This window comes from Ruegeria sp. YTSA064 (assembly GCF_059610325.1).
Window position 1 is genome coordinate 16,031 of sequence record NZ_JBXWNK010000019.1, and the last position, 20,394, is coordinate 36,424.

A 20,394-nucleotide genomic window follows, 5' to 3' on the forward strand; every position below is an offset into this window, starting at 1 on the left:
ATGGCTGATGTCAAAAACTATCAGATGCTGATTGACGGTGACTGGGTCGACGCCGCGGATGGCGGTACTTTCGACAGTATCAACCCCGCCAATGGTGAGGTCTGGAGCCGTGTTCCAGAGGCGACCGAGGATGATATCAACCGAGCGGTCACGGCAGCACACACTGCTTTTGTCGGCGGCCCCTGGGCGCGGATGACACCGACCGAGCGCGGCAAATGCCTGCGCAAGCTGGGCGATCTTCTGGCGGATCATTCCGAAGAGCTGGGACGAACTGAATCCATCGACACTGGCAAGATGCTCAAGGAGACGCGGTGGCAAGCCAAATATATTGCCGAGTTTTTCCACTTTTTTGCTGGGTGTGCGGACAAGGTAAGCGGCGAGACCCTGCCCATCGACAAACCTGACATGTTTGTCTTCACCAAGCGCGAACCCCTCGGTGTGGTTGCCGCTGTGGTGCCATGGAATTCGCAATTGTTCCTTGTGGCGGTCAAGATCGGTCCGGCATTGGCTGCCGGGAATACGGTTGTTCTGAAAGCATCTGAACATGCCAGCGCGGCGATGTTGGAATTTGGGCGACTTGTCGAGATGGCCGGTATCCCGCCTGGTGTTGTCAACATCGTGACGGGTCATGGAGAACCTTGTGGACGGGCTTTGACCGGGCATCCACTGGTGGCGCGCGTCTCATTTACCGGAGGTCCAAACGCTGCGCGCCATGTATTGGAAAACGTCAAACGCAACTTTGCCGAGGTCTCATTGGAACTGGGCGGCAAGTCGCCCTTTATTGTTTTTGATGACGCCAATATCGAAAGTGCAGTCAATGCCTCAATTGCCGGTATCTTTGGTGCGACAGGGCAAAGCTGTGTTGCCGGATCGCGCCTCTATTTGCACGAGGACATCGCGGATGAGTTTCTCGACAGGATGGTGGCGCAGGCGCAGCAGATCCTCATTGGCGATCCACTGGCCGAAGAAACTCAGATGGGGCCGCTTTGCACCGCCGGACAGTTGGACCACATCCAACGCGAGGTCGCCTTCGCTCAGGAAGAGGGCGGCAAGGTTTTGGTGGGGGGCAAGCAGCCGGAAGACAAATCAGGGCTCTATTTCGAGCCAACCATCATCGACTGCCCACGGCAGGACCTGCGGATCGTCGATACAGAGCTTTTTGGCCCTGTTCTGTGCGTTCAGCGCTTCAAGACCGAGGCTGAGGTGCTGGAACTGGCCAATGATACCGAACACGGGCTCGCGGCGGGTATTTTTACCGCCGACGGTGCCCGATCCTTGCGCATGGCGAACGCGGTGCGTGCAGGGATCGTCTGGGTCAACACCTACCGCGTTGTATCCCCGATAGCCGAGTTTGGTGGCGTCAAAGGATCCGGCTATGGCCGCGAAAGCGGGTTCCAGGCGATCTACGACTACACCCGGCCCAAGACGGTCTGGATGAACACATCGGATGAGCCGTTGGCGAACCCGTTTGTAATGCGCTGAGGGAGGTGAGCATGAAATTCCAACTTGCCGTAAACATGGAGCGGATCGACAACAGTCTGGATATGAAAGACGTCGCGCGCCACACATTGGAGATGGTGCAAATCGCCGAGGATGGCGGTTTCGATATCGTTTGGGCTGCTGAGCATCACGCGCTGGAAATGACGATTGCGCCCAACCCGTTCCAACTGCTGACTTGGTGGTCATCCGAGACCAGCCGGATCCGGCTTGGTACGGCGGTGGCGACCGCTGCGTACTGGCACCCGATTAACCTGGCTGGTGAAGTCGCGATGCTGGATCTTTTAAGCGGCGGTCGGTTGGAGTTTGGTATCGGGTCAGGTGCCTATCAGCGCGAGTTCGATCGCATGAAGCCGGGCCTCAAGCAATCTGATGCGTGGCGCTATATGCAAGAGATGCTGCCCACGGTGCGCGAGTTGTGGAAGGGCGATTATGCGCATGAAGGCGAATATTGGCAATTCCCGACATCAACCTCGGTACCCAGACCATTGCAAGCCGAGGTTCCGGTTTGGGTCGCGGCGCGCTCGCCGATCACCTATGACTACGCCATGCGTGAACGCTGCCACGTGAATTGCTGGCCTTTCACCCGCCCGTTCGCTGAGGCCGAGCTGTACAAAAAGCAACTCGATGAGGCGATTGAAAAAGCGGATAATGGCTGGGTGCCACGTTTTGCGCTGATGCGCCATTCCTGCGTTTACGACAATGCGGCCGATGGCGAAAACGCGATGAAGGCGGTGCGACGATTGCTGAGCCAGTTCGAAAACCTCTATCGCAATTTGGGCGATGTCAAAGATGGTTTTCCTGCTTCCATTCCGCTGGATCAGTTGGAGGGCCGGGAACAGTATGATCCCTTGATGCTGGAAGAAAACCTAATGTTCGGTTCACCTGAGCGTGTGATTGGAAAGCTCAAGAAATATCAGGGGCTCGGTGTAAACGAGTTCATCTACTATGCCTCGATGGGGCTGGATCACGCGGCGCAGCAGCGATCCTTGCGCATGTTCTGCAACGAGGTCATGCCGGAATTCAAGGAGGACTGAAGCAATGGCAGAAGGGGTCAAAACACACCGCGACGGCCACGTTCTGGAAATCACACTAGAGCGGGGCAAAGTAAACGCCATCGACGTTCCCACCAGTCAGGCCTTGGCCGCGGCGTTTCAGGAGTTGCACGAGAACAAAGACTTGCGTTGCGCGATCCTGACCGGGGGAGGAGATCGGATTTTCTCGGCCGGTTGGGATTTGAAGGCCCTGAATGAGGGTGAGATGCAGCTCGACAACTGGTGGGAGAGTGATGACTACGGGTTCGGCGGGTTCACGGGTCTGACCGAGAATTGGGCGCTCAACAAGCCGGTTATCGCGGCCATCAACGGTCTGGCCATCGGCGGCGGGTTTGAAATGGCCATGGCCTGTGATCTGCTGATTGCGGCGGAACATGTGGAATTTGGCTTGCCTGAAATGCCTTTGGGCATCGTTCCAGATGCGGGGGCACTGCAACGCCTGCCTCGGAGAATACCGCACAATATCGCCATGGAGATGTTTCTGTTAGGCCGTCGCATGACCGCGACCGAGGCGGCGCATTACGGGTTGGTCAACAAGGTGGTCCCAAAGGATCACTTGATGACTGCGGCCCGGGAATGGGCGGCCTCGATTGCCTGGTCAGCGCCTCTTGCGATGCAATCTGTCAAAGAAGTGCAGCGTGAGATCGAGTGCGTGCCGCTGGAACAGGCCTTTCACAAGATGCGAACCGATCCGATGCCGATCTACCGCAAGATGCTGAAATCTGACGACGCGGCAGAAGGTGTCGCGGCTTTTGTCGAAAAGCGTGAACCCAAATTCAAGGGTGAGTGATGTATCCTGACCCCTCATCGATCACCCGCATCACCAGCATTGGAGCCGGCCCCATCGGCGGCGGCTGGGCAGCGCATTTTCTTGCGCGTGGTTATGATGTGACCGCCTATTTGCATGACGCGAGCGAATCCGATGCCTTTCACGCAATCTTACGAACTGCTTGGAAGAGCTTGACGGATTTGGGGCTTGCCGCCGGTGCGTCGCTTGACCGCTTGCGCATCGTTACAGATTTGGAGGCTGCACTGGACGGCGCCGAATTTGTGCAGGAAAGCGCGCCCGAGCGTCTTGAGATCAAGCAGGCACTTTATCAACGACTCGGGCTCATTTTGCCAACAGAAGTCGTGATTGGCTCTTCCACGTCCGGCTTGATGATGACCGACATCCAAGCGACTTGCGCGACACCGGAACGCTGTGTGATCGGCCATCCCTTCAATCCACCCTATTTGCTACCACTGGTCGAAATCGTGGGCGGCGAACAGACATCACCAGAGGCGGTGGCTTGGGCCGGGAAATTCTACGAAATCGCGGGCAAGGCCCCCTTGATGATGAAAAAAGAGATCCCCGGCTTTGTCGCGACCCGACTGCAAGAGGCGCTTTGGCGAGAGGCCCTGCATATGGTCGCCAATGGAGAGGCAACGCCGGAAGACATCGACATCGCACTCATGAACGGCCCGGCGCCTCGTATGGTCTCGCAGGGTCAGTGTATGGCTTTTCACGTGGCCTGTGGTGCCGGAGGCATGGCCACCAACCTGGATCAGTTCGGCCCGGCGCTTAAACTGCCCTGGACCCGTTTGGAGGCACCTGAGCTGACGAAGGAATTGCGCGATCGCATGGTCGATGGCTGCAACGCTGTCGCCGGCGACCGAGATTTCGAGGACATGGCAGCCCAACGAGATCGCGAAATAGTTGCAGTGCTGAATGCTCTGCGTCACTCCCGCGGGGGATAACCTTGAGCGGGCACGTTGTTCAGAATGGACAAGAAATCCGAGAGAGAGCCGGGCCAGCTGGGTGCCGGCTCGCTTTTCGGCCATGCCTCACGGTATTCGGATGGGCGCCGGCCGAAGAATTTACCGAATGAATAGGCAAAATGTGACAGTGTATTGAATCCTGATGCGGTGGCAATCTCGCGTACACTGAGGTCGGTCGAAATCAACAGTAGGCGAGCATTCTGCAATCGGCGCAATAAGCCGAATTGCACCACGGTACAGCCCACGTGTTTCTTGAATTGGCGTTCCAGTTGACGCTGAGAAACACCTAGAACATCAGCGATTTGGGGCACTTTGAGCGGCTCTTCTATGTTTTCTTCGATCAGGGTCATCGCTTCTCGGATCAACGGAAGCATGGTTTCCGTGCTCCGGCCCATGGTGCTGCGCTGGGGTGAGGCGGCGTCGCGAATGGGGTGATGCAGCATCTGGTCTGCAATCTCCCCCGAAAAGCCGCTGTCGCTGATGGATTCAATCAGCCTTAGCATCAGATCGACCCCAGCCAACCCGCCCGCGCACGTCATTACCTTGCCGTCAATAGTGAACAGACACTCATGGACATCGACCCGATCAAAGGATTCCCGGAACCCGCTCAACCACGACCAGTGAATAGTCGCAGGTTTGCCGTCCAACAGGCCTGCACGTGCGACGATGTAGCTGCCCAATTCAACGCCGCAAACAGTTTCGCCTGCGCGTGCGCGTTTTCGCAACCAGGTGAGTAAAGCGGTGTTTTCGTAGTGTTCAGTACCCCAACTGCCCAACACAAACACAAAACCTGCCGGAGTGAGGCTCCCGTAGTCGGTGTCCACTGCGGTCGTCATGCCATTGCTGGCAACAATCTCAGGACCGTCGAACGAGACGATGTCCCAGGAAAACATCGGTTCTGGCGCCAGGTAATTTGCGATCCGCATGGTTTCGATCATGGTGATCAGCGTGGTCAGGTTGAAACGCGGGACAACGACAAATACGGCATGCCGTTTAGCCCGAGCCATATGCGTTGTGATGTCGACATGCATTGGTTTTACCAAGAAGCTTTAGGTCAGATTTTTCGCCATTCTAACCTAATCTGTGGCGGATAATCGACATCTTTATCCGTCAATCGCGCGGCAATCTAGGTAAAAAGGGGGGCTCGGATATGACCTACGAAGTTGTGCTGACCTGCGCAGTTACCGGTGCGGGAGATACGACCGGCAAGAGCTCTCACGTGCCGGTGACCCCGAAAGAAATTGCTGATGCGGCAATCGAAGCCGCCAGGGCAGGGGCCTCTGCCGCGCATGTGCATGCGCGTGATCCTGAAACGGGGCAGGGCTCGCGCGATCCGGCGCTCTTCAAGGAAATCGTGGATCGAATACGCGAAAGCGATACGGATGTGGTCATCAATGTTACGGCAGGTATGGGGGGCGATTGGATTTCAGACCCGTCCAATCCCGCCATGCCCGGTCCGGGCACCGACATGATCGGACCAGAAGAACGGCTGGCCCATATCAAGGAATGCCTGCCTGAAATCTGCTCTCTCGATTGTGGCACGCTGAATTTTTCCGACACGGACATGATCTATATTTCCACGCCACCGACACTGCGTCGGATGGCGGCACTGGTTCAGGAATGGGGTGTGAAGCCCGAGCTTGAGGTCTTTGATCTCGGCCATATCCGATTTGCCAAGGCGATGGTGGAGGAGGGGCTGATTGATGCTCCGCCGATGTTCCAGTTGTGCCTTGGAATTCCATGGGGGGCCGATCAAACGGTGGAAACCATGGCGGCCATGAAGGCGCAACTGCCCGTAGGCGCCAGCTGGGCCAGTTTTGGGATTGGGCGGGGGCAGATGCCGATGGCAGCCGCAGCTGTCGCGCTTGGCGGGAATGTGCGTGTCGGTCTTGAGGACAACATCTACCTTGATCGCGGGGTTCTGGCGACAAACGGCCAGCTTGTCACCCGCGCCCGAGAGATTATCGAACGGATGGGTGGGCGGATCCTGACACCGCAAGAGTCGCGCAACAAGCTGAACCTGAGGGGGGCGGATGGCTGATCCAACCCAAACCGGTAGCTTGCAAATTCGCAATGTCTCCAAGTTTTTTGGTCAGTTCCGTGCTGTCAACGACATCTGCCTGGATATCCGAAATGGAGAGTTCCTGACGCTGTTAGGCCCGTCGGGATCGGGCAAAACCACCTTGTTGATGATGATCGCCGGGTTTCTCGACATATCGAAAGGAGAGATTGCGCTGGACGGTGCGTCCATCTCGAATGTGCCCGCCGAAAAGCGCAACTTCGGCATGGTGTTTCAAGGATATGCTTTGTTCCCCCATATGACTGTTCGCGACAACGTAGGTTATGCGCTAAGCGTGCGTAAACGCCCCGCCGACGAAATTCGGAACCGTGTCGACGAGATGCTGGAGCTGGTTCAGCTTCAGGAGTTTGCAGATCGCAAACCGGGGCAGTTGTCTGGTGGTCAGCAACAACGTGTGGCCCTTGCACGTGCCTTGTGTTTTGCGCCGCCTGTGCTGTTGCTGGACGAACCGCTGGGAGCGCTGGACAAAAAGCTGCGTGTCGAAGTGCAGGAGCAGCTCAAGGACATTCATCGCCGCGTTGGCACCACCTTCATCTATGTCACCCATGATCAGGAAGAGGCACTGTCGATGTCTGACCGCATCGTGATCATGCGCGACGGCGCGATCGAGCAGGTCGGAACGCCAAAAGAGCTGTACGAGCGCCCGATCAATCAGTTCACCGCCAGTTTCCTCGGGAAATCGAACTTTATTCATCAAAACGGAAAGGTCTTTGCCCTGCGCCCGGAAAAAATTGATCTGATGCCTGGCAACGAAAACACCGAGGCCCGGATGAGGGGCGCCATTCGCAGCATCACCTATTTCGGCTCGATGCAGCGGATCATCGTGGACACCGACGAAGGGGCCGAGATTGAGGTAGATATCGACGTCTGGCGCAACGCCTCTGATCTGACAGAGGGGGTGCGGGTGGATTTGCTTTGGAAGGACTCAGCAGCAGTGGAGCTACAAACGGGCTAGGCACCCCAACACAGAACGCCCAGAGGCGTCATGACCGAAAGCCGGGTCAAATCTCGGATCAAATGGGAGGAAGAAAATGCACGATAAACAATTCAAAAAGGAAATGCTTGCCGAAAGTGCCCAGGCGTTTAGGGCTGGCCGTATGGACCGGCGCACGTTTCTTGCGCTTTGCGGTGCCTCGGGTGTTGCAATGAATGCGGTACTGGCGGGCGACGCCGAAGCGGCGGCAGACCATGTCGTGATGTGGAACTGGGGCGGCCAATCCGAAGAATGCCATGGCTCGGCCATCGGTGAGGCCTTTACCGCTAAAACCGGCAAAGGTTTGAAGTTTGATACCTCTGGTCCGCTGGAAGGCAAGATCAAGGAAATGGTCGACAGTGGCAATGTGACTGCCGATGTGGCGGATGCGGACTTATTCAACGCCGTGTCACTTGGACCAACCGGGCATCTGGAGCCGATTGACTATTCCGTGGTGTCCAAGGATAAAACGCTGCCCGGCTATGCGCTGGAATATGGGGTGTCGATCATCCTCTACGGGTATGCCTTTGTGTATGACACTGAAGCCTATGGCGATAATCCACCGCAAAACTGGGCCGATTTCTTTGATACCGAGAAATTCCCCGGGACCCGTGCGCTTTACAAATGGGCAAATGGGTCGCTCGAGGCCGCATTGATGGCCGATGGCGTCGCTGGCAGCGATCTCTACCCGCTTGATATGGACCGCGCTTTGAACAAAATCCAGTCGATCAAAGATGACAGCCTTTACTGGGGCTCGGGATCGGAAGTTCACTCGATGGTGGTCAACAACGAGGTCTCGATGGCGATCATCTGGCAGAACCGAGGTCGCAACATCGAAAACGACACTGATGGCCAGTACAAGTTGGTGAACAATCAGGCGATGGCGATGCCGGGGGCCTATATTGTGCCCAAGGGCAACCCGGCTGGTGCCGCAGTCATGGATTTCATCGCCACGGCGCAGGACATACCAGCGCAGTTGGCGCTATTGGATTGCCTTGGCATGACCCCGTCAAATCCCGAGGCCTTTGACCAGATTCCCGAGGACCAACAGCCTTATGCGATAACCTCGGCCATGAACATCGACAAGATCGTCTACAACGATCCGGAATGGTGGGGCAACAACGGCGGCGACGCGGTGAATGCCTTCCTCGAAGCGATCAGCTGATCGCTTTAGCTTATGGTCACCCGATCCTAAGGGTCGGGTTGCCAAACCCTTTCCGAAAGCTCTGAATGCAAGCCTTAAACCGTCATATCCACCCAGGATGGCTGATTATCGCGCCTTTGCTGCTGATGGTGGTCGCGCTCTATCTGGGGCCGATCCTGAATATCCTTTGGCTAAGCGTGACAGACCCCGAGCCCGGGTTCGGCAACTATGCCAAGCTGACGGAAGGTGACGCCCTGATCCGCATTGTCTGGACCACGGTACGCATCTGCATCATCACGACGGTCTTCAGCGTCATTTTCGGCTACTCCATCGCCTATGCGATGGTACACTGCCATCAACGCCAGAAGACTTACATGCTGACCCTGCTATTGGTGTCGTTCTGGATCTCCATTCTCGTACGCACTTTCGCCTGGCTCATGTTGCTGGGACGCAAGGGGCTGGTCAATGTCACATTGGAAGACATCGGCCTGGTTGCTGAACCCATCGCCTTCATGCGCAACGAGTTGGGCGTTCTGATTGGAATGGTGCACTACATGATCCCCTATGCGGTGTTGCCATTGCTGGTCTCAATGCAATCCATTGATCAGAGGGTGATGGACGCCTCGCGCAACCTGGGGGCCAGCGGAAGCCAGACCTTCTGGCGGGTCTACCTGCCGATGACCATGCCGGGGCTTGTGGCTTCGACCCTGTTGGTCTTCATCCTCAGCCTCGGGTTTTATGTCACACCGGCCGTATTGGGCGGCGGCAAGGTGCTGATGGTGGCGGAATACATCTCGGTTCAGTTACTGGTAACCTTGAAGTGGGGCACGGCGGCGATGCTGGCGGCCATCATGCTGTTTGGCGTTCTGGCGATGCTTTGGATCATGTCGCGGTTCATGAAGCTGAGCACGGTGTTCGGGGGGGCAGCGCGATGAAGCCGGGCCTGTTCTCATTTTTCAACCGCGTGGGGGCCTGGGTGCTGCTGTTGTTTCTGGTGACCCCGGCCCTGATTGCCATCCCTGTCTCACTGACGCCGAAACGCTTTTTGTCCATGCCGCAGCGCGAGTATTCTTTGCGTCATTTCCAAAAGCTGTTCACCAGTGAGGAATGGCTGTCGAGTTTTTTCCAAAGTGGCGTGATTGCCCTGTCCTGCTCCGCATTAGCGACGCTTTTAGGCACGCTTTGTGCGATCGGTCTATGGCGGGTGTCATCGCGGTACAGCGAATTGGTTCGCGCCTTTCTGCTGCTGCCTTTGATCATACCGCAGATTATTTCCGCCATGGCGTTCTATCGGTTGTGGATCCCTCTGGGTCTATTGGACAGCTACGCCGGTTTGATCCTTGCGCATACAATCCTGGCAGCCCCAATGGTGCTGATCACGGTCAGCGCGTCTTTGGCAACGTTTGATCCCAAGCTTGAACAAGCCTCCAAGAATCTCGGGGCCTCCAACTGGACCACCATGCGCCGGGTGATCCTGCCTTCGATCAGGCCGGGGGTTTTTGCCGGGGCGCTCTTTGCCTTTATCCTCAGCTGGGATGAAATCGTGGTGACCTTGTTCATCTCGAAATACAGCGTCTACACGCTGCCGCGCCGCATGTGGAACGGCATCCGTGAAAACACCGATCCGACAGTGGCTGCCGCTGCCGTGATCCTGATTGCCATCACCCTGATTGCCTTTGCCGTTTCTGCCGTTCTGTCGCGGCGAAACGCGCGGGCTCAGGCAGAATGAATGAGGTTGCCATGAATCTGGAAACCAGTCACGAAACAGAGCTTCTGGTTAGCACTGTTCGCCGATTTGTCGAAACAGAGATGTATCCGCATGAAGAAGAGGTGGACCGCTTAGGCTATGTGCCCGAGGAGATCGGCCGCCAGATTGAGGCGAGGTCGCATGAATTGGGCCTCTTCGCCTGCAACCTGCCCGAAGAGGTCGGTGGCGGAGGGCTGGGATATGGGCCCATGTCCCTGATCGAGAGGGAATACGGCCGTACAAGCCATGCGCTGCAAAGCTGGGCGGCGCGCCCGACGGAATTGCTGATGGCCTGCGAAGGAGACCAGCGTGAGCGATATTTGCTTCCTGCCGTGCGCGGTGAAAAGCGTGAGCTCTTTGCCTTGACAGAGCCTGACGCAGGTTCGGATGTAATGGGGATGAAGACCAATGCGATACGCGACGGGGATGACTGGATCCTGAATGGATCCAAGCACTTTATCTCCGGTCCCTGCATGCCGGATTTCGCGATTGTATTTGCTGCAACTGGTACAGATGAAACACCACGCGGCCCACGCAAACGGGTGACGGCTTTTCTGGTCGATGTGGGCCTTCCGGGGTTCGACTGCCGCGAAGGGACGCATTGCGTGAGCTATCGCGGTTATAAGACTTTTGAATTGAGTTTCGAAAATGTGCGTCTTGGTCCGGACCAGATCCTGGGCGAAGAGGGTCACGGGCTTGAGCTGTCGGGAAAGTGGCTCGGCATGGGGCGTATCTGGGTCGGCGCGACCTGCTGCGGTAAGGCCGAACGCATCCTTGACCTGGCGACCGAGTGGGCCGCAACGCGCAAGCAATTCGGTAAACCGATCGGTACGTTTCAGGCCACCGGCTTCCGTTTGGCGGACGGTGCGATGACGTTGCGCGCGGCCGATTTGATGGTGCAAGACGCCGTTGCACGTGCCGAAGCGGGTGTCATGGGTGATGCAGATGCAGCAATGGTCAAGGTTTATTGCTCAGAGATGCTAAACAAGATCGCCGATGATGCCGTTCAGATTTTTGGTGGCATGGGATTGATGGAGGAAATGCCGATCCAACGGTTCTGGCGCGATAGCCGATTGGAGCGGATATGGGACGGCACCAGCGAAATCCAACGCCACATCATCACCAGGTCCATCCTGAGGCCACTTGGCGCATGACGCCGGCGCGGCGCGAAAATCTTGAGCGTCTCTTAAAGCCGCGCCACATCGCGTTTATTGGTGGACGTGATGCGACCATTGCCGTGCGCGAAGCCCGCCGGCGTGGATTTCAAGGGCAAATGTGGGCCGTTAATCCCAAACGCGCCGATCTGGATGGCGTGGGCTGTGTTCCCAGCATCTCGGACCTGCCGGAGCCACCTGATGCCGTCTATCTCGCTATCCCTGCGGCCGGGGTGACTGATGCCCTGAGAGAATTGGAGCAGATGGGTGCAGGTGGCGTCGTTTGTTTTTCCGCGGGCTTCAAGGAAACTGGCGACATACAATCGGAACGAGATCTGATCGAAGTCGCCGGAGATATGGCTCTGATCGGCCCAAACTGCTATGGCATGATCAACTATATCGACAATGCCGCTCTTTGGTCATTTGAACATGGCGGCTGGTCGCCGGGATACGGTGCGGCGATCATTACCCAGTCCGGTATGTTCTCATCCGACATCACCATGAGCGCGCGTTCATTGCCAATGGCCTACATGGTTTCTGCAGGCAATCAGGCGGTCTTGGGGATTGAGGAATTCCTGGATGCCTTTGCTGAAGACCCGGCTGTGCGCGCCATTGGATTGCACATCGAAGGGTTGCGTGACATTGCTGCTTTTGAACGCGCCGCGCTGAAAGCCCTGGATCGGGGGGTTCCGGTTGTCGCACTGAAGACCGGCAATTCCGCCATTGGGGCGACTCTGACGGTCAGTCACACCGGCTCTCTGTCCGGTTCGAGCGAGCTTTATCAGGCACTGTTTGATCGCACCGGGGTGATCGACGTCACCAGCCCTTCGCAGTTTCTGGAAACGCTGAAGTACCTCTGCGTAGCAGGCGCGCCGCAAGGCAGGCGTGTCGCTGGCTTTACCTGTTCTGGGGGCGGGGCGACGATGCTCGCAGATCACTCGGAAAGGATTGGTGTGTGCTTTCCCAAAGTGGGCTCTGCAGGGCAGGAAAGCCTGACCAGTTTGCTGCCTGAGATCGCGACGGTTTCCAACCCGCTGGATTATACGACCCCGATCTGGGGACAGGGCGATAAGACTTACCCGGTTTTTGCCACGGCGCTATCGGCCCTCAACGCGGATCTGGCTGTTCTGGTGCAGGACTACCCGGCAGAAGGGTTGGACGCGTCCAAGATCTACTACCAGAACGATGCTGCAGCTTTTGCGCAGGCCGCTCAGGAACACTCCGTCCCGGCAGCGATCTGCGCGACCCTACCTGAAAATCTTGATCGTGGGACCCGCAGACATCTCATTGAACTGGGGGTTGCGCCTATGCAGGGTATTCACGAGACGTTGAATGCCATGCGTGATGCTATTTGGTGGTCCGAAGCAAGGGCGCGGACAAGGATTGACCGGCCTGCTGCCTTGCGACCCGGTGCAACTATACAGAACCCAATGGTATTGACCGAAGACAAAGGTAAATCCTGGCTCAGGCAAATGGCTGTTGCTGTGCCAAACGGACATGTCTGCAATGCGGCCGAGGCAGCTGGCGTTGCGCAGGATATCGGCTATCCGGTCGCACTGAAAATGATGTCACCAAGCTTGCCTCACAAGACCGAAGCGGGCGCGGTCGCTTTGGGGATCAAGGATGCAGAGGGGCTGTCTTCGGCGATCAAGGCAATGACGGCATCGGTTGCGGCGTATGACCGCGCGGCGGTGACGGATCGCTTCCTGATCGAAGCCATGTCGCCCAAGCCGCTTGCAGAGCTGATCGTCACGCTGCGTGCTGATCCGCAATTTGGTCCCAGTTTGGTCATCGGTAGCGGCGGTGTTTTGACCGAATTGGTCCGAGATGCGCGCACTGTGTTGTTGCCTGCCTCAAAAGACGAGATCGAGCGCGCATTGTGTTCGCTCCGTGTAGCTCGCTTGTTAGAGGGGTACCGGGGCAGTCGACAGGCGGACATTCCACGAATTGCGGATGCGCTACACCGGTTGTGCACTGAATTCCTAAAGGCGCGCGGCGAGGTCGCAGAAATCGAGATCAACCCTATGTTTGTCTACCCAGATCACATCGTCGCCGTTGATGCCCTGATCCAGGTGCCCCGGTCATGAGCAGGAATAGGATCATACCCAATCCCGATCTGGCTGTTGGAGACGACAACAAGCAGCGGTGGAACCAGCCGGAATTTCGCCGGCATGGGTTCCACAATGCATATCGGCTGTTCCGCCGATGTCTCATGGTGCGTTCCAGAGAGGTTTTGCAGCTGGAAGCCGCCGAGCAGAATCTGTGCGCCCGAGTGCCTGAACTGGCACAAATGCTTGCCCATCCGGCTTTCTCTGCGTTCTGCTGTTTAAAGAATGACCAGATCATTCTGGAAAAAGCCGCAGATGATTTTTCGACCTCAGCGCCGCATTCCATCCAGTCAGTGACAAAGCTACACATCCACTTAATCATAGGTCGTCTGCTTGCACAGGGGCTGTTGTCATTGGACGCGCAGGTCCGCGACTATCTGCCGGGTATCGGCAGCGGGTATGCCGAGGCCAGCATTCAATCTCTGCTCGATATGAACGTCGATAACGACTTCACCGAGGATTATGCTGACCCCGATGCCGACTGCTATACTGAAGAGGTCGCCTTGGGTTGGCGCTTGCCCGGCGTGGGTGAAAAGGAAATCACGCTTGCGGAATTTGCGGCCTCGATTACTGGTTTCAGGGCAAACTCGGGGGTGCGACAAGCCGATTATAAATCCGCGAACACGGATGTCCTGACCCTGATAGCGGCCAAGGTTTCGCCCATTCCAATGGCTGAGCAAATCGAAGAGATTGCTGATGCCGCAGGATACGAGGGCGCGTTTCACATCAGCCTCAGCAAGGACGGGCACCCAGCGTTTTCCGGTGGCGGTTGCCTAAGCGTGCGCGACCTCGCGCGGTTCGGGTTGCTACTGGCGCGGGAAGGCCGCGACCTGCACGGTCGACCTATGGCCAACACCGGTTTCCTGCAAAAAACTCTGATCCGCCGCGCGCCAGCGATGACACCACCCAAGAATTGGCTCAAGTACTCAAACCAGACCATGACCGACGGTCGATTAATCGGTCATGCTGGCTATGGAGGGCAGTTCCTCATGGTGGATATGGTCACCGGCACCAGCTGTGCATTCTTAAGTGTGCTGGAGAATGACTCGGGTTACGATGACACCTATATGGGAGAGCTGGCCACAACGCTTCGAGACGTCTGCCTTTCTGTCATTTGACGGGTTTGCAGTTGCCGAGCTAGGTGTCAGCGGGGAAGGCACGGATTGGCCGCTTTGCAGTCCTTGACCTGGGCCGAATCTTTTAGAGTGATCCGACCCACTCTTCGATCATCCAGTTTCGATCACCTAAACTGAACTTCTTCTCAGCGCGGCATTTACGTCTGTCGGGATATCCTGCCGAAGTTGTCAACAAGGCATGTCGCGGGTGTGACTCAACCCGCCTGAAGTCGCTTATCGCGGAGCAATTGTTCCAAACAACAGCGCAGGTTTGTGACCCGTCCGTCCCGACATATTGCACTGCACGCGGAGGCAAAATGATTTTTGGTTGGCCAAAGGGTAAATAGAACTTCGATGTTTAACTTCTGGTTCTGGGTTAAGAAGTTTTGAACAAACGGAGATTATCACGCATGGATATTGAAGGACTATCTGCGATCGTGACCGGGGCAGGATCAGGACTGGGGCTTGCTACTGCACAGGCGCTCAGCAAAGCCGGAGCACGAGTTACCTTGCTGGACCTCGATGAAGTTCGGGTAAAAAACGCGGCAGCGGAAATCGGCGCGCTTGGCATAGGTTGTGATGTTATCAACAGTTCTGCGGTCGAGGCCGCTTTGGATCTGGCCGAAGACCGGAGCGGACCAATTCGCATAGTTGTCAACTGTGCGGGCATCCCCGGCGGTATGCGACTTGTCGGACGGGACGGTCCAGTTGATATGGAAGCTTTCGCGAGGGTGATCAACGTCAACCTGATGGGAACCGTCAGCGGGTTCCGTTGCAAACTTTCGGCCATTGACGCTTTCGGAATTAACGAGTGAATGACTCGTCGGTCGTATCAAGTCGAAAGCCAGCTCATGATTTCCTTCAAAGGTGCACAGTATCCGAAAGATGTGATCTTATTCGCAGTATTCTTCTACGTTCGATACGGCGTTTCCTACCGCGATCTGGAAGAGATCATGGCAGAGCGCGGTGTTTCGGTCGATCACACCACGCTGAACCGCTGGGTGACACGGTACTCTTGCGCAATCGCTGAAACAGCACGCCGCCGCAAAGGCCCATGCGACCGCTCCTGGCGAATGGACGAAACGTATATTAAAGTAAAGGGATCATGGGCTTACCTCTACCGAGCGGTCGACAAACACGGCAAAACTCTCGATTTCATGCTTTCACACCGTCGGAACAAGCCTGCCGCCACTAAATTCTTTGCTCGAATGCTGGAGGTCAACGGCCTTCCACGCAAGATTGTCATCGACAAAAGTGGCGCCAACACAGCTGGTATCAAGGCGATCAACAAAATGCTGAAAGGCTTTGGCTGCCCGATCCCGATTGAGATGGTGAGACGGAAATACTTGAACAACATCGTGGAACAGGACCATCGTTTCATCAAAAGACGCATCCGGCCAATGCTAGGGTTCAAGGCGTTCGCTTCAGCGGCGGCAACCCTCGACGGAATCGAAGTGGCACACATGATCCGCAAAGGTCAAATCACGCCCGGAGTCTGTCCGTTTCGGCAGTTTGCAGAGCTGGCCGCTTAGCCCGCCGGTACAACACTATCGCTGTCGCCAGTCAAAACTTCGCAACAGATCCCGGCCCGGTCCGCGGCGGGAGTGGAAAGAATGTGGGGATACCTGCAGATTCTGATCTAATGTCTCGTTGTTTTTGCAGGAAGCATAGCGATGAAATTCAAGATCAGTTTAGAGACTGAGTTTGGTTGGGGCGAGAAGCGATCACACGAGATTTGCACCCTGGAACGCCGGTCGGTTGATGCGTCCGAGGAAGACCTTGGACTGTGTCTGGTCGAGGCGAAATCAATACGGTTTTGTCAGAAGAGCTTGGGTTGAGGCGGGTAGGGTGCTCTCGTAGCCTTCGTGCATGATTAAACAGTCACCATTCAAGTACTTCAAGACCAGTCCAGACGTCATTCGTTTGGCTGTAATGCTGTACGTTCGGTTCCCATTGTCGCTTCGAAACGTGGAAGATCTATTGAATGAACGGGGAATTGAAGTGAGCCACGAAGCCGTCCGATATTGGTGGAACAGGTTCGGTCCGATGTTTGCTGCTGAGATCAGACGGAGGCGAGTTCAGCAGCTGCGCGCGTTCTCCAAATGGAAGTGGCACGTGGACGAGGTTTTCGTGAAGGTGAATGGCAAGCGGCATTATCTTTGGCGGGCTGTTGATCACGAAGGCGAGGTGCTGGAAGCCGTTGTCACCAAACGTCGAAACAAGCAGGCAGCATTGAAATTCCTCAAGAAATTGATGAAACGACACGGTACAGCGGATAGAGTTGTAACGGATCGCTTCGCGTCATACAGGGCCGCTCTCAGAGAGCTTGGTGCAACCGAAAAACAGCAGACGGGCAGGTGGCTCAACAACCGCGTCGAGAATTCACACCTTCCTTTCCGACGACGCGAACGCGCCATGCAACGTTTCAGGCGCATGCGAAGTTTACAGAAATTCGCCTCCATCCATTTCTCCATCTACAACCACTTCAACCAGGAAAGATCGCTAACCAGCAGAGATACCTTCAAGCTGGCACGCACCGCCGCTCTCGCTGAGTGGCGCGAACTTGGTGCGGCATAAATGGCAGCTATACTGGCCTAGCTGAGACTTGTTCGAATTTGTCTGACAGCACCGGTAAGCTTGCAAGTTGGAAATGGTTGCGTAGGTGTCGGTCAGAAACGCGATGCGCTCCTGATCGCGAATCATGGCTTCGGTCCTGACATTAGCGTGATGCAGAGAATACAGTCCAAAAAGCGTCAATCCGACAAGCAGGCAGGTAATACCTAAAAACGCGACAAGCAATTTGACTCGCACCGAAAGGGCGATCCCGGCGACGCTTCGCGCAATGAAGTTTGGCCCGTCCGGGCCGATGTTGGGGCCTTGTTCCATATTCTCTGACCAGCAGAAAAATGCGTTGGTTCAGTTTGTCTTTTGTTATTGTGCAGTAAGCAGTCAAAACGCAAATGTCTGGTTTGAGCCCAGTCAGGACAAATATTCGATGTGATGATATGATCTGATGAGAGGCAATTTTGCAGGCGCCTATTTTTCTTGGGAGGACACTGCATGATTATGCGTATATTTCAGGTGCGAGTCAGAGACGGCAAGGAAGAAGAATTTGCAGAATTCTTCTACAAAACCGCGATTCCAATGATGAAAGGAATCGAATGGATCGTTCAGGTTTTGCCTGGTGCACCACACAGTGACAACCGAAGAGATTTTAGTTTTGTAATGGTCTGGAAAGACTTGGCGTCACTCAAAGCGTTCGTTGGCGAGGACTATAATTCTCCCCATATCGACCCTGCTGAAGCTGAGTTGGTCGAGAGCAGATTGATCAAACACTACGAGCTGGTGGATTGATCCATGGTTTCGGAAAAAGCAACCGAATTCACCGGTTCTTGCGGGTGCGGACAATTGACCTATCAAATGTCTTCACCACCAATGTTTGTTCATTGTTGTCATTGCAAGGAGTGTCAGAAGCAAACTGGGTCCGCCTACGTACTAAATGCCATCATTGAAACGGAGCGCGTTACATGGAGTGGAAAGACTACTAGCCACACGTTGGCAACTCCGAGTGGTAAGGGCCAGAAAATCACAAGATGCGCGATATGTGGTACGGCTGTATTCAGCGAATACTTAGTAAGGCTGGGTAAACTTAGGTACATTCGTGTTGGCACACTGGATAACCCTGACCTTTGTCCACCGGACGCTCAGATATTCACTTCTAGCAAACAGTCTTGGGTTCCACTTAACCCTGATATCCTGAGCTTTGAGAACTTCTACAAATTCAAAGAGGTTTGGCCCGAAGACGCCTGGACAAGGTTGAACGCGGTGTTTGGCGACTGACCAAATAAATCAATGTTCACCTCACGTTACGACCCGCCGCTAGAGTGAAGAAGACGCGAAAGGCCCTCGTGGGCCCAAGTCGAACACACCTGAAGTCGATTTCCACCACATCCTAAGCTGTCGCCACGAAACGTTGTGCTCATTCAGGTAAACCGGCCAAACGTAAGGATGCACAGTCTTTTTCCAGCCTCTCTCTGTCAGAGAAAAGTTGGGTTTTCGCCCAATCCGATATGGAAAACCGAGGGCGGTATCTAATCACATTCCGTGCTTCATCGCGAGCGGCCTCAAGGTTCTCCGTCTCTACATAGATGATTACGAGGTCGAGGTGCCCAAAGCCTTCAACCCTTTGACCATATTCGATGAATGCTTTCGTAGCTTCCTCGTATTGACCGTCAAGTCGAAGGGCTAAACCCAGAACGCCTGCATACCAACCTGGATAGTGAGGGTTCAGGGTGATGGCTTGCTGTGCGACTTGGATCGCTTCATTAGCCTGGCCATTGAAAGCTAGGGTGATTGACAGTCTGGCAGCCACGTCAGCGTGGTTTGGATTTAGCGCTAGTGCCTTGTTGAACTTCTCGATAGCCGAAACCAGCTTGCCATCGATTGCATCCGCAAAACCCGCAATGGCGTGAGCCTCTGGGTTGTAGCTGTCTATTTCCAGAGCCCTCTGTGCGCAGTCACGAGCCTCCGCTAGCGCGGCACGCCGGTCAGCAACAAATCCATGTCGTGCTTCGACAGTGCAAATGAATCCCAAAGTACAATACGGAGCCGAGTAACCCGGGTCGAGTGCAATTGCCTGTTGTGCAAATCGGCGAGCGTTGGCCTGAGCTTCCCTAGTAATTCTGCGCGAAGCCTCCACGGCCTTTAGTTGAGCGGTCCACGCGCTGAGGTTTTTCGTGCCGGATCCTCTGAAACGAGCCATTTCTCCCGCCAACAGTTCGACTTGTAGCTCGGTTGCAATCCTAAGTGCGAGTTCATCCTGAACTTCGAATACATCTTCAATGAGGCGATCATAGCGGTCAGCCCAAATGTGCATACCGGACTTTGCATCGATTAGCTGTGCTGTGATCCTCACCCGGTTCCCGCTTTGACGGACACTTCCCTCAAGAACAAGATCGACACCCTGCTCCAGGCCGACCTGTTTCACGTCAACGGAGCGACCTTTGTAGACGAATGTAGAATTACGCGCGACGACCATTAAATTCGGGAGTTTTGATAAAGTGGTGATGATCTCTTCGGTAATGCCATCAGCAAAAAACTCCTGATCGGGGTCAGAAGAAAGATTATCAAAAGGTAGGACACCGATTAGCAGAGACTTTGTATGGCTAGCCGGAGTTACTCGCGGTGGGGCAGAACCTGGCGGCGACCATTGGAAAACTTCCATTGGTGACGGCGCGTTCTTGAACTGTCGCTCTCCTGCGCGATAAAATTGCTCAGCGAGGCGCTCGTCAAGGCTGCGATGGACGACATCTGAAATTAACACAGCCCCTTCGTTGGAAGCCTCTTGTAGACGTGCGGATAGATTGATGCCATCGCCGAAAATGTCATCTTCGTCGAATACGACATCTCCAAGATGCACGCCCACTCGTAGTTTCAGTGAGGACCGAGTTGACACCTGGCTTTGAAGATCAAGGGCGCATCGTACTGCATCAGATACCGAGTTGAACTCGACTATCCATCCATCGCCCATCCTCTTAACGACATTACCGCGATGATCGCTAACCAAAGGATCAAATAACTCTCGACGTAGAACACGAAGTTCGCTGAGAGTCCTATTTTCATCTGCCTTAATCTGGCCTGAGTAGTTTACTACATCGGCCGAGAGTACTGCGGAAAGTCTGCGGTCTCCATTCATGTCTATTGGTAACGCAAATTACGTTGCTTGGAAAAGACAACATGATCTCCTGAACGTCCCGCATTTCC

Annotated in this window: 19 protein-coding genes and 1 pseudogene; 18 read left to right on the top strand and 2 right to left on the bottom strand. The window is 55.4% G+C overall.

The window, feature by feature from the left end:
• From AC2FI7_RS21765 to AC2FI7_RS21780, 4 genes are read left to right on the top strand one after another with little or no spacing between them, the layout of a single operon-like run.
• Entirely contained in the window at positions 1-1,482 is a 1,482-nt protein-coding gene (locus AC2FI7_RS21765) for an aldehyde dehydrogenase (RefSeq protein ID WP_010443812.1), read from the top strand.
• 11 nt (positions 1,483-1,493) lie between these two features.
• Positions 1,494-2,534, top strand: a complete 1,041-nt coding sequence (locus tag AC2FI7_RS21770) for an LLM class flavin-dependent oxidoreductase (protein ID WP_496833629.1) — start codon at positions 1,494-1,496, stop codon at positions 2,532-2,534.
• 4 nt (positions 2,535-2,538) lie between these two features.
• Positions 2,539-3,342: a carnitinyl-CoA dehydratase gene (locus tag AC2FI7_RS21775; RefSeq protein ID WP_010443816.1), complete on the top strand. Its 804-nt coding sequence runs from the start codon at positions 2,539-2,541 to the stop codon at positions 3,340-3,342.
• Positions 3,342-4,289: a 3-hydroxyacyl-CoA dehydrogenase NAD-binding domain-containing protein gene (locus AC2FI7_RS21780; protein WP_010443818.1), complete on the top strand. Its 948-nt coding sequence runs from the start codon at positions 3,342-3,344 to the stop codon at positions 4,287-4,289. Before AC2FI7_RS21775 ends, AC2FI7_RS21780 begins: the two co-directional genes overlap by 1 nt.
• Here the strand turns inward: AC2FI7_RS21780 and AC2FI7_RS21785 are convergent.
• Positions 4,271-5,341: a GlxA family transcriptional regulator gene (locus AC2FI7_RS21785; protein WP_010443820.1), complete on the bottom strand. Its 1,071-nt coding sequence runs from the start codon at positions 5,339-5,341 to the stop codon at positions 4,271-4,273. The two genes, AC2FI7_RS21780 and AC2FI7_RS21785, sit on opposite strands and share 19 nt — an antisense overlap.
• A 119-nt stretch (positions 5,342-5,460) precedes the next feature.
• Here AC2FI7_RS21785 and AC2FI7_RS21790 point away from each other — a divergent pair, with 119 nt between their 5' ends.
• From AC2FI7_RS21790 to AC2FI7_RS21855, 14 genes and pseudogenes are all read left to right on the top strand, one after another.
• Entirely contained in the window at positions 5,461-6,351 is an 891-nt protein-coding gene (locus AC2FI7_RS21790; RefSeq protein WP_120981302.1) for a beta-keto acid cleavage family enzyme, read from the top strand.
• Positions 6,344-7,345 (top strand): ABC transporter ATP-binding protein, encoded by a 1,002-nt coding sequence (locus tag AC2FI7_RS21795; protein WP_029622289.1) that lies wholly within the window; start codon positions 6,344-6,346, stop codon positions 7,343-7,345. Before AC2FI7_RS21790 ends, AC2FI7_RS21795 begins: the two co-directional genes overlap by 8 nt.
• Positions 7,346-7,421: 76 nt before the next feature.
• Positions 7,422-8,528: an extracellular solute-binding protein gene (locus AC2FI7_RS21800; RefSeq protein WP_010443823.1), complete on the top strand. Its 1,107-nt coding sequence runs from the start codon at positions 7,422-7,424 to the stop codon at positions 8,526-8,528.
• Between the two features lie 65 nt (positions 8,529-8,593).
• Entirely contained in the window at positions 8,594-9,442 is an 849-nt protein-coding gene (locus AC2FI7_RS21805) for an ABC transporter permease (RefSeq protein WP_010443824.1), read from the top strand.
• Entirely contained in the window at positions 9,439-10,236 is a 798-nt protein-coding gene (locus AC2FI7_RS21810; protein WP_010443825.1) for an ABC transporter permease, read from the top strand. The genes AC2FI7_RS21805 and AC2FI7_RS21810 overlap by 4 nt, the downstream gene beginning before the upstream one ends.
• A gap of 11 nt (positions 10,237-10,247) precedes the next feature.
• Positions 10,248-11,408, top strand: coding sequence for an acyl-CoA dehydrogenase family protein (locus AC2FI7_RS21815; RefSeq protein WP_029622287.1), 1,161 nt, complete (start codon positions 10,248-10,250; stop codon positions 11,406-11,408).
• Positions 11,405-13,495: an acetate--CoA ligase family protein gene (locus tag AC2FI7_RS21820; protein ID WP_010443827.1), complete on the top strand. Its 2,091-nt coding sequence runs from the start codon at positions 11,405-11,407 to the stop codon at positions 13,493-13,495. Before AC2FI7_RS21815 ends, AC2FI7_RS21820 begins: the two co-directional genes overlap by 4 nt.
• Entirely contained in the window at positions 13,492-14,634 is a 1,143-nt protein-coding gene (locus AC2FI7_RS21825; RefSeq protein WP_010443828.1) for a serine hydrolase domain-containing protein, read from the top strand. The genes AC2FI7_RS21820 and AC2FI7_RS21825 overlap by 4 nt, the downstream gene beginning before the upstream one ends.
• Before the next feature lie 407 nt (positions 14,635-15,041).
• The gene (locus tag AC2FI7_RS21830) at positions 15,042-15,446 is read left to right on the top strand and encodes an SDR family NAD(P)-dependent oxidoreductase (RefSeq protein WP_010443829.1); all 405 of its coding nucleotides are present in this window, start codon (positions 15,042-15,044) and stop codon (positions 15,444-15,446) included.
• Between the two features lie 36 nt (positions 15,447-15,482).
• Entirely contained in the window at positions 15,483-16,163 is a 681-nt protein-coding gene (locus AC2FI7_RS21835) for an IS6 family transposase (RefSeq protein ID WP_010443830.1), read from the top strand.
• Positions 16,164-16,304: 141 nt separating this feature from the next.
• Positions 16,305-16,442, top strand: a pseudogene (locus AC2FI7_RS21840) (ISKra4 family transposase); the annotation flags it as partial.
• Positions 16,443-16,500: 58 nt separating this feature from the next.
• Positions 16,501-17,208, top strand: coding sequence for an IS6 family transposase (locus AC2FI7_RS21845; RefSeq protein WP_010442310.1), 708 nt, complete (start codon positions 16,501-16,503; stop codon positions 17,206-17,208).
• A gap of 483 nt (positions 17,209-17,691) precedes the next feature.
• Positions 17,692-17,985, top strand: coding sequence for a hypothetical protein (locus AC2FI7_RS21850; protein WP_010442309.1), 294 nt, complete (start codon positions 17,692-17,694; stop codon positions 17,983-17,985).
• Positions 17,986-17,988: 3 nt separating this feature from the next.
• On the top strand, positions 17,989-18,471 hold the full coding sequence (locus AC2FI7_RS21855; protein ID WP_010442308.1) for a GFA family protein: 483 nt from the start codon (positions 17,989-17,991) through the stop codon (positions 18,469-18,471).
• A gap of 139 nt (positions 18,472-18,610) precedes the next feature.
• Here AC2FI7_RS21855 and AC2FI7_RS21860 read toward each other — a convergent pair whose 3' ends face one another.
• Positions 18,611-20,326 (bottom strand): adenylate/guanylate cyclase domain-containing protein, encoded by a 1,716-nt coding sequence (locus AC2FI7_RS21860; protein ID WP_496737907.1) that lies wholly within the window; start codon positions 20,324-20,326, stop codon positions 18,611-18,613.
• Positions 20,327-20,394: the final 68 nt, after the last annotated feature.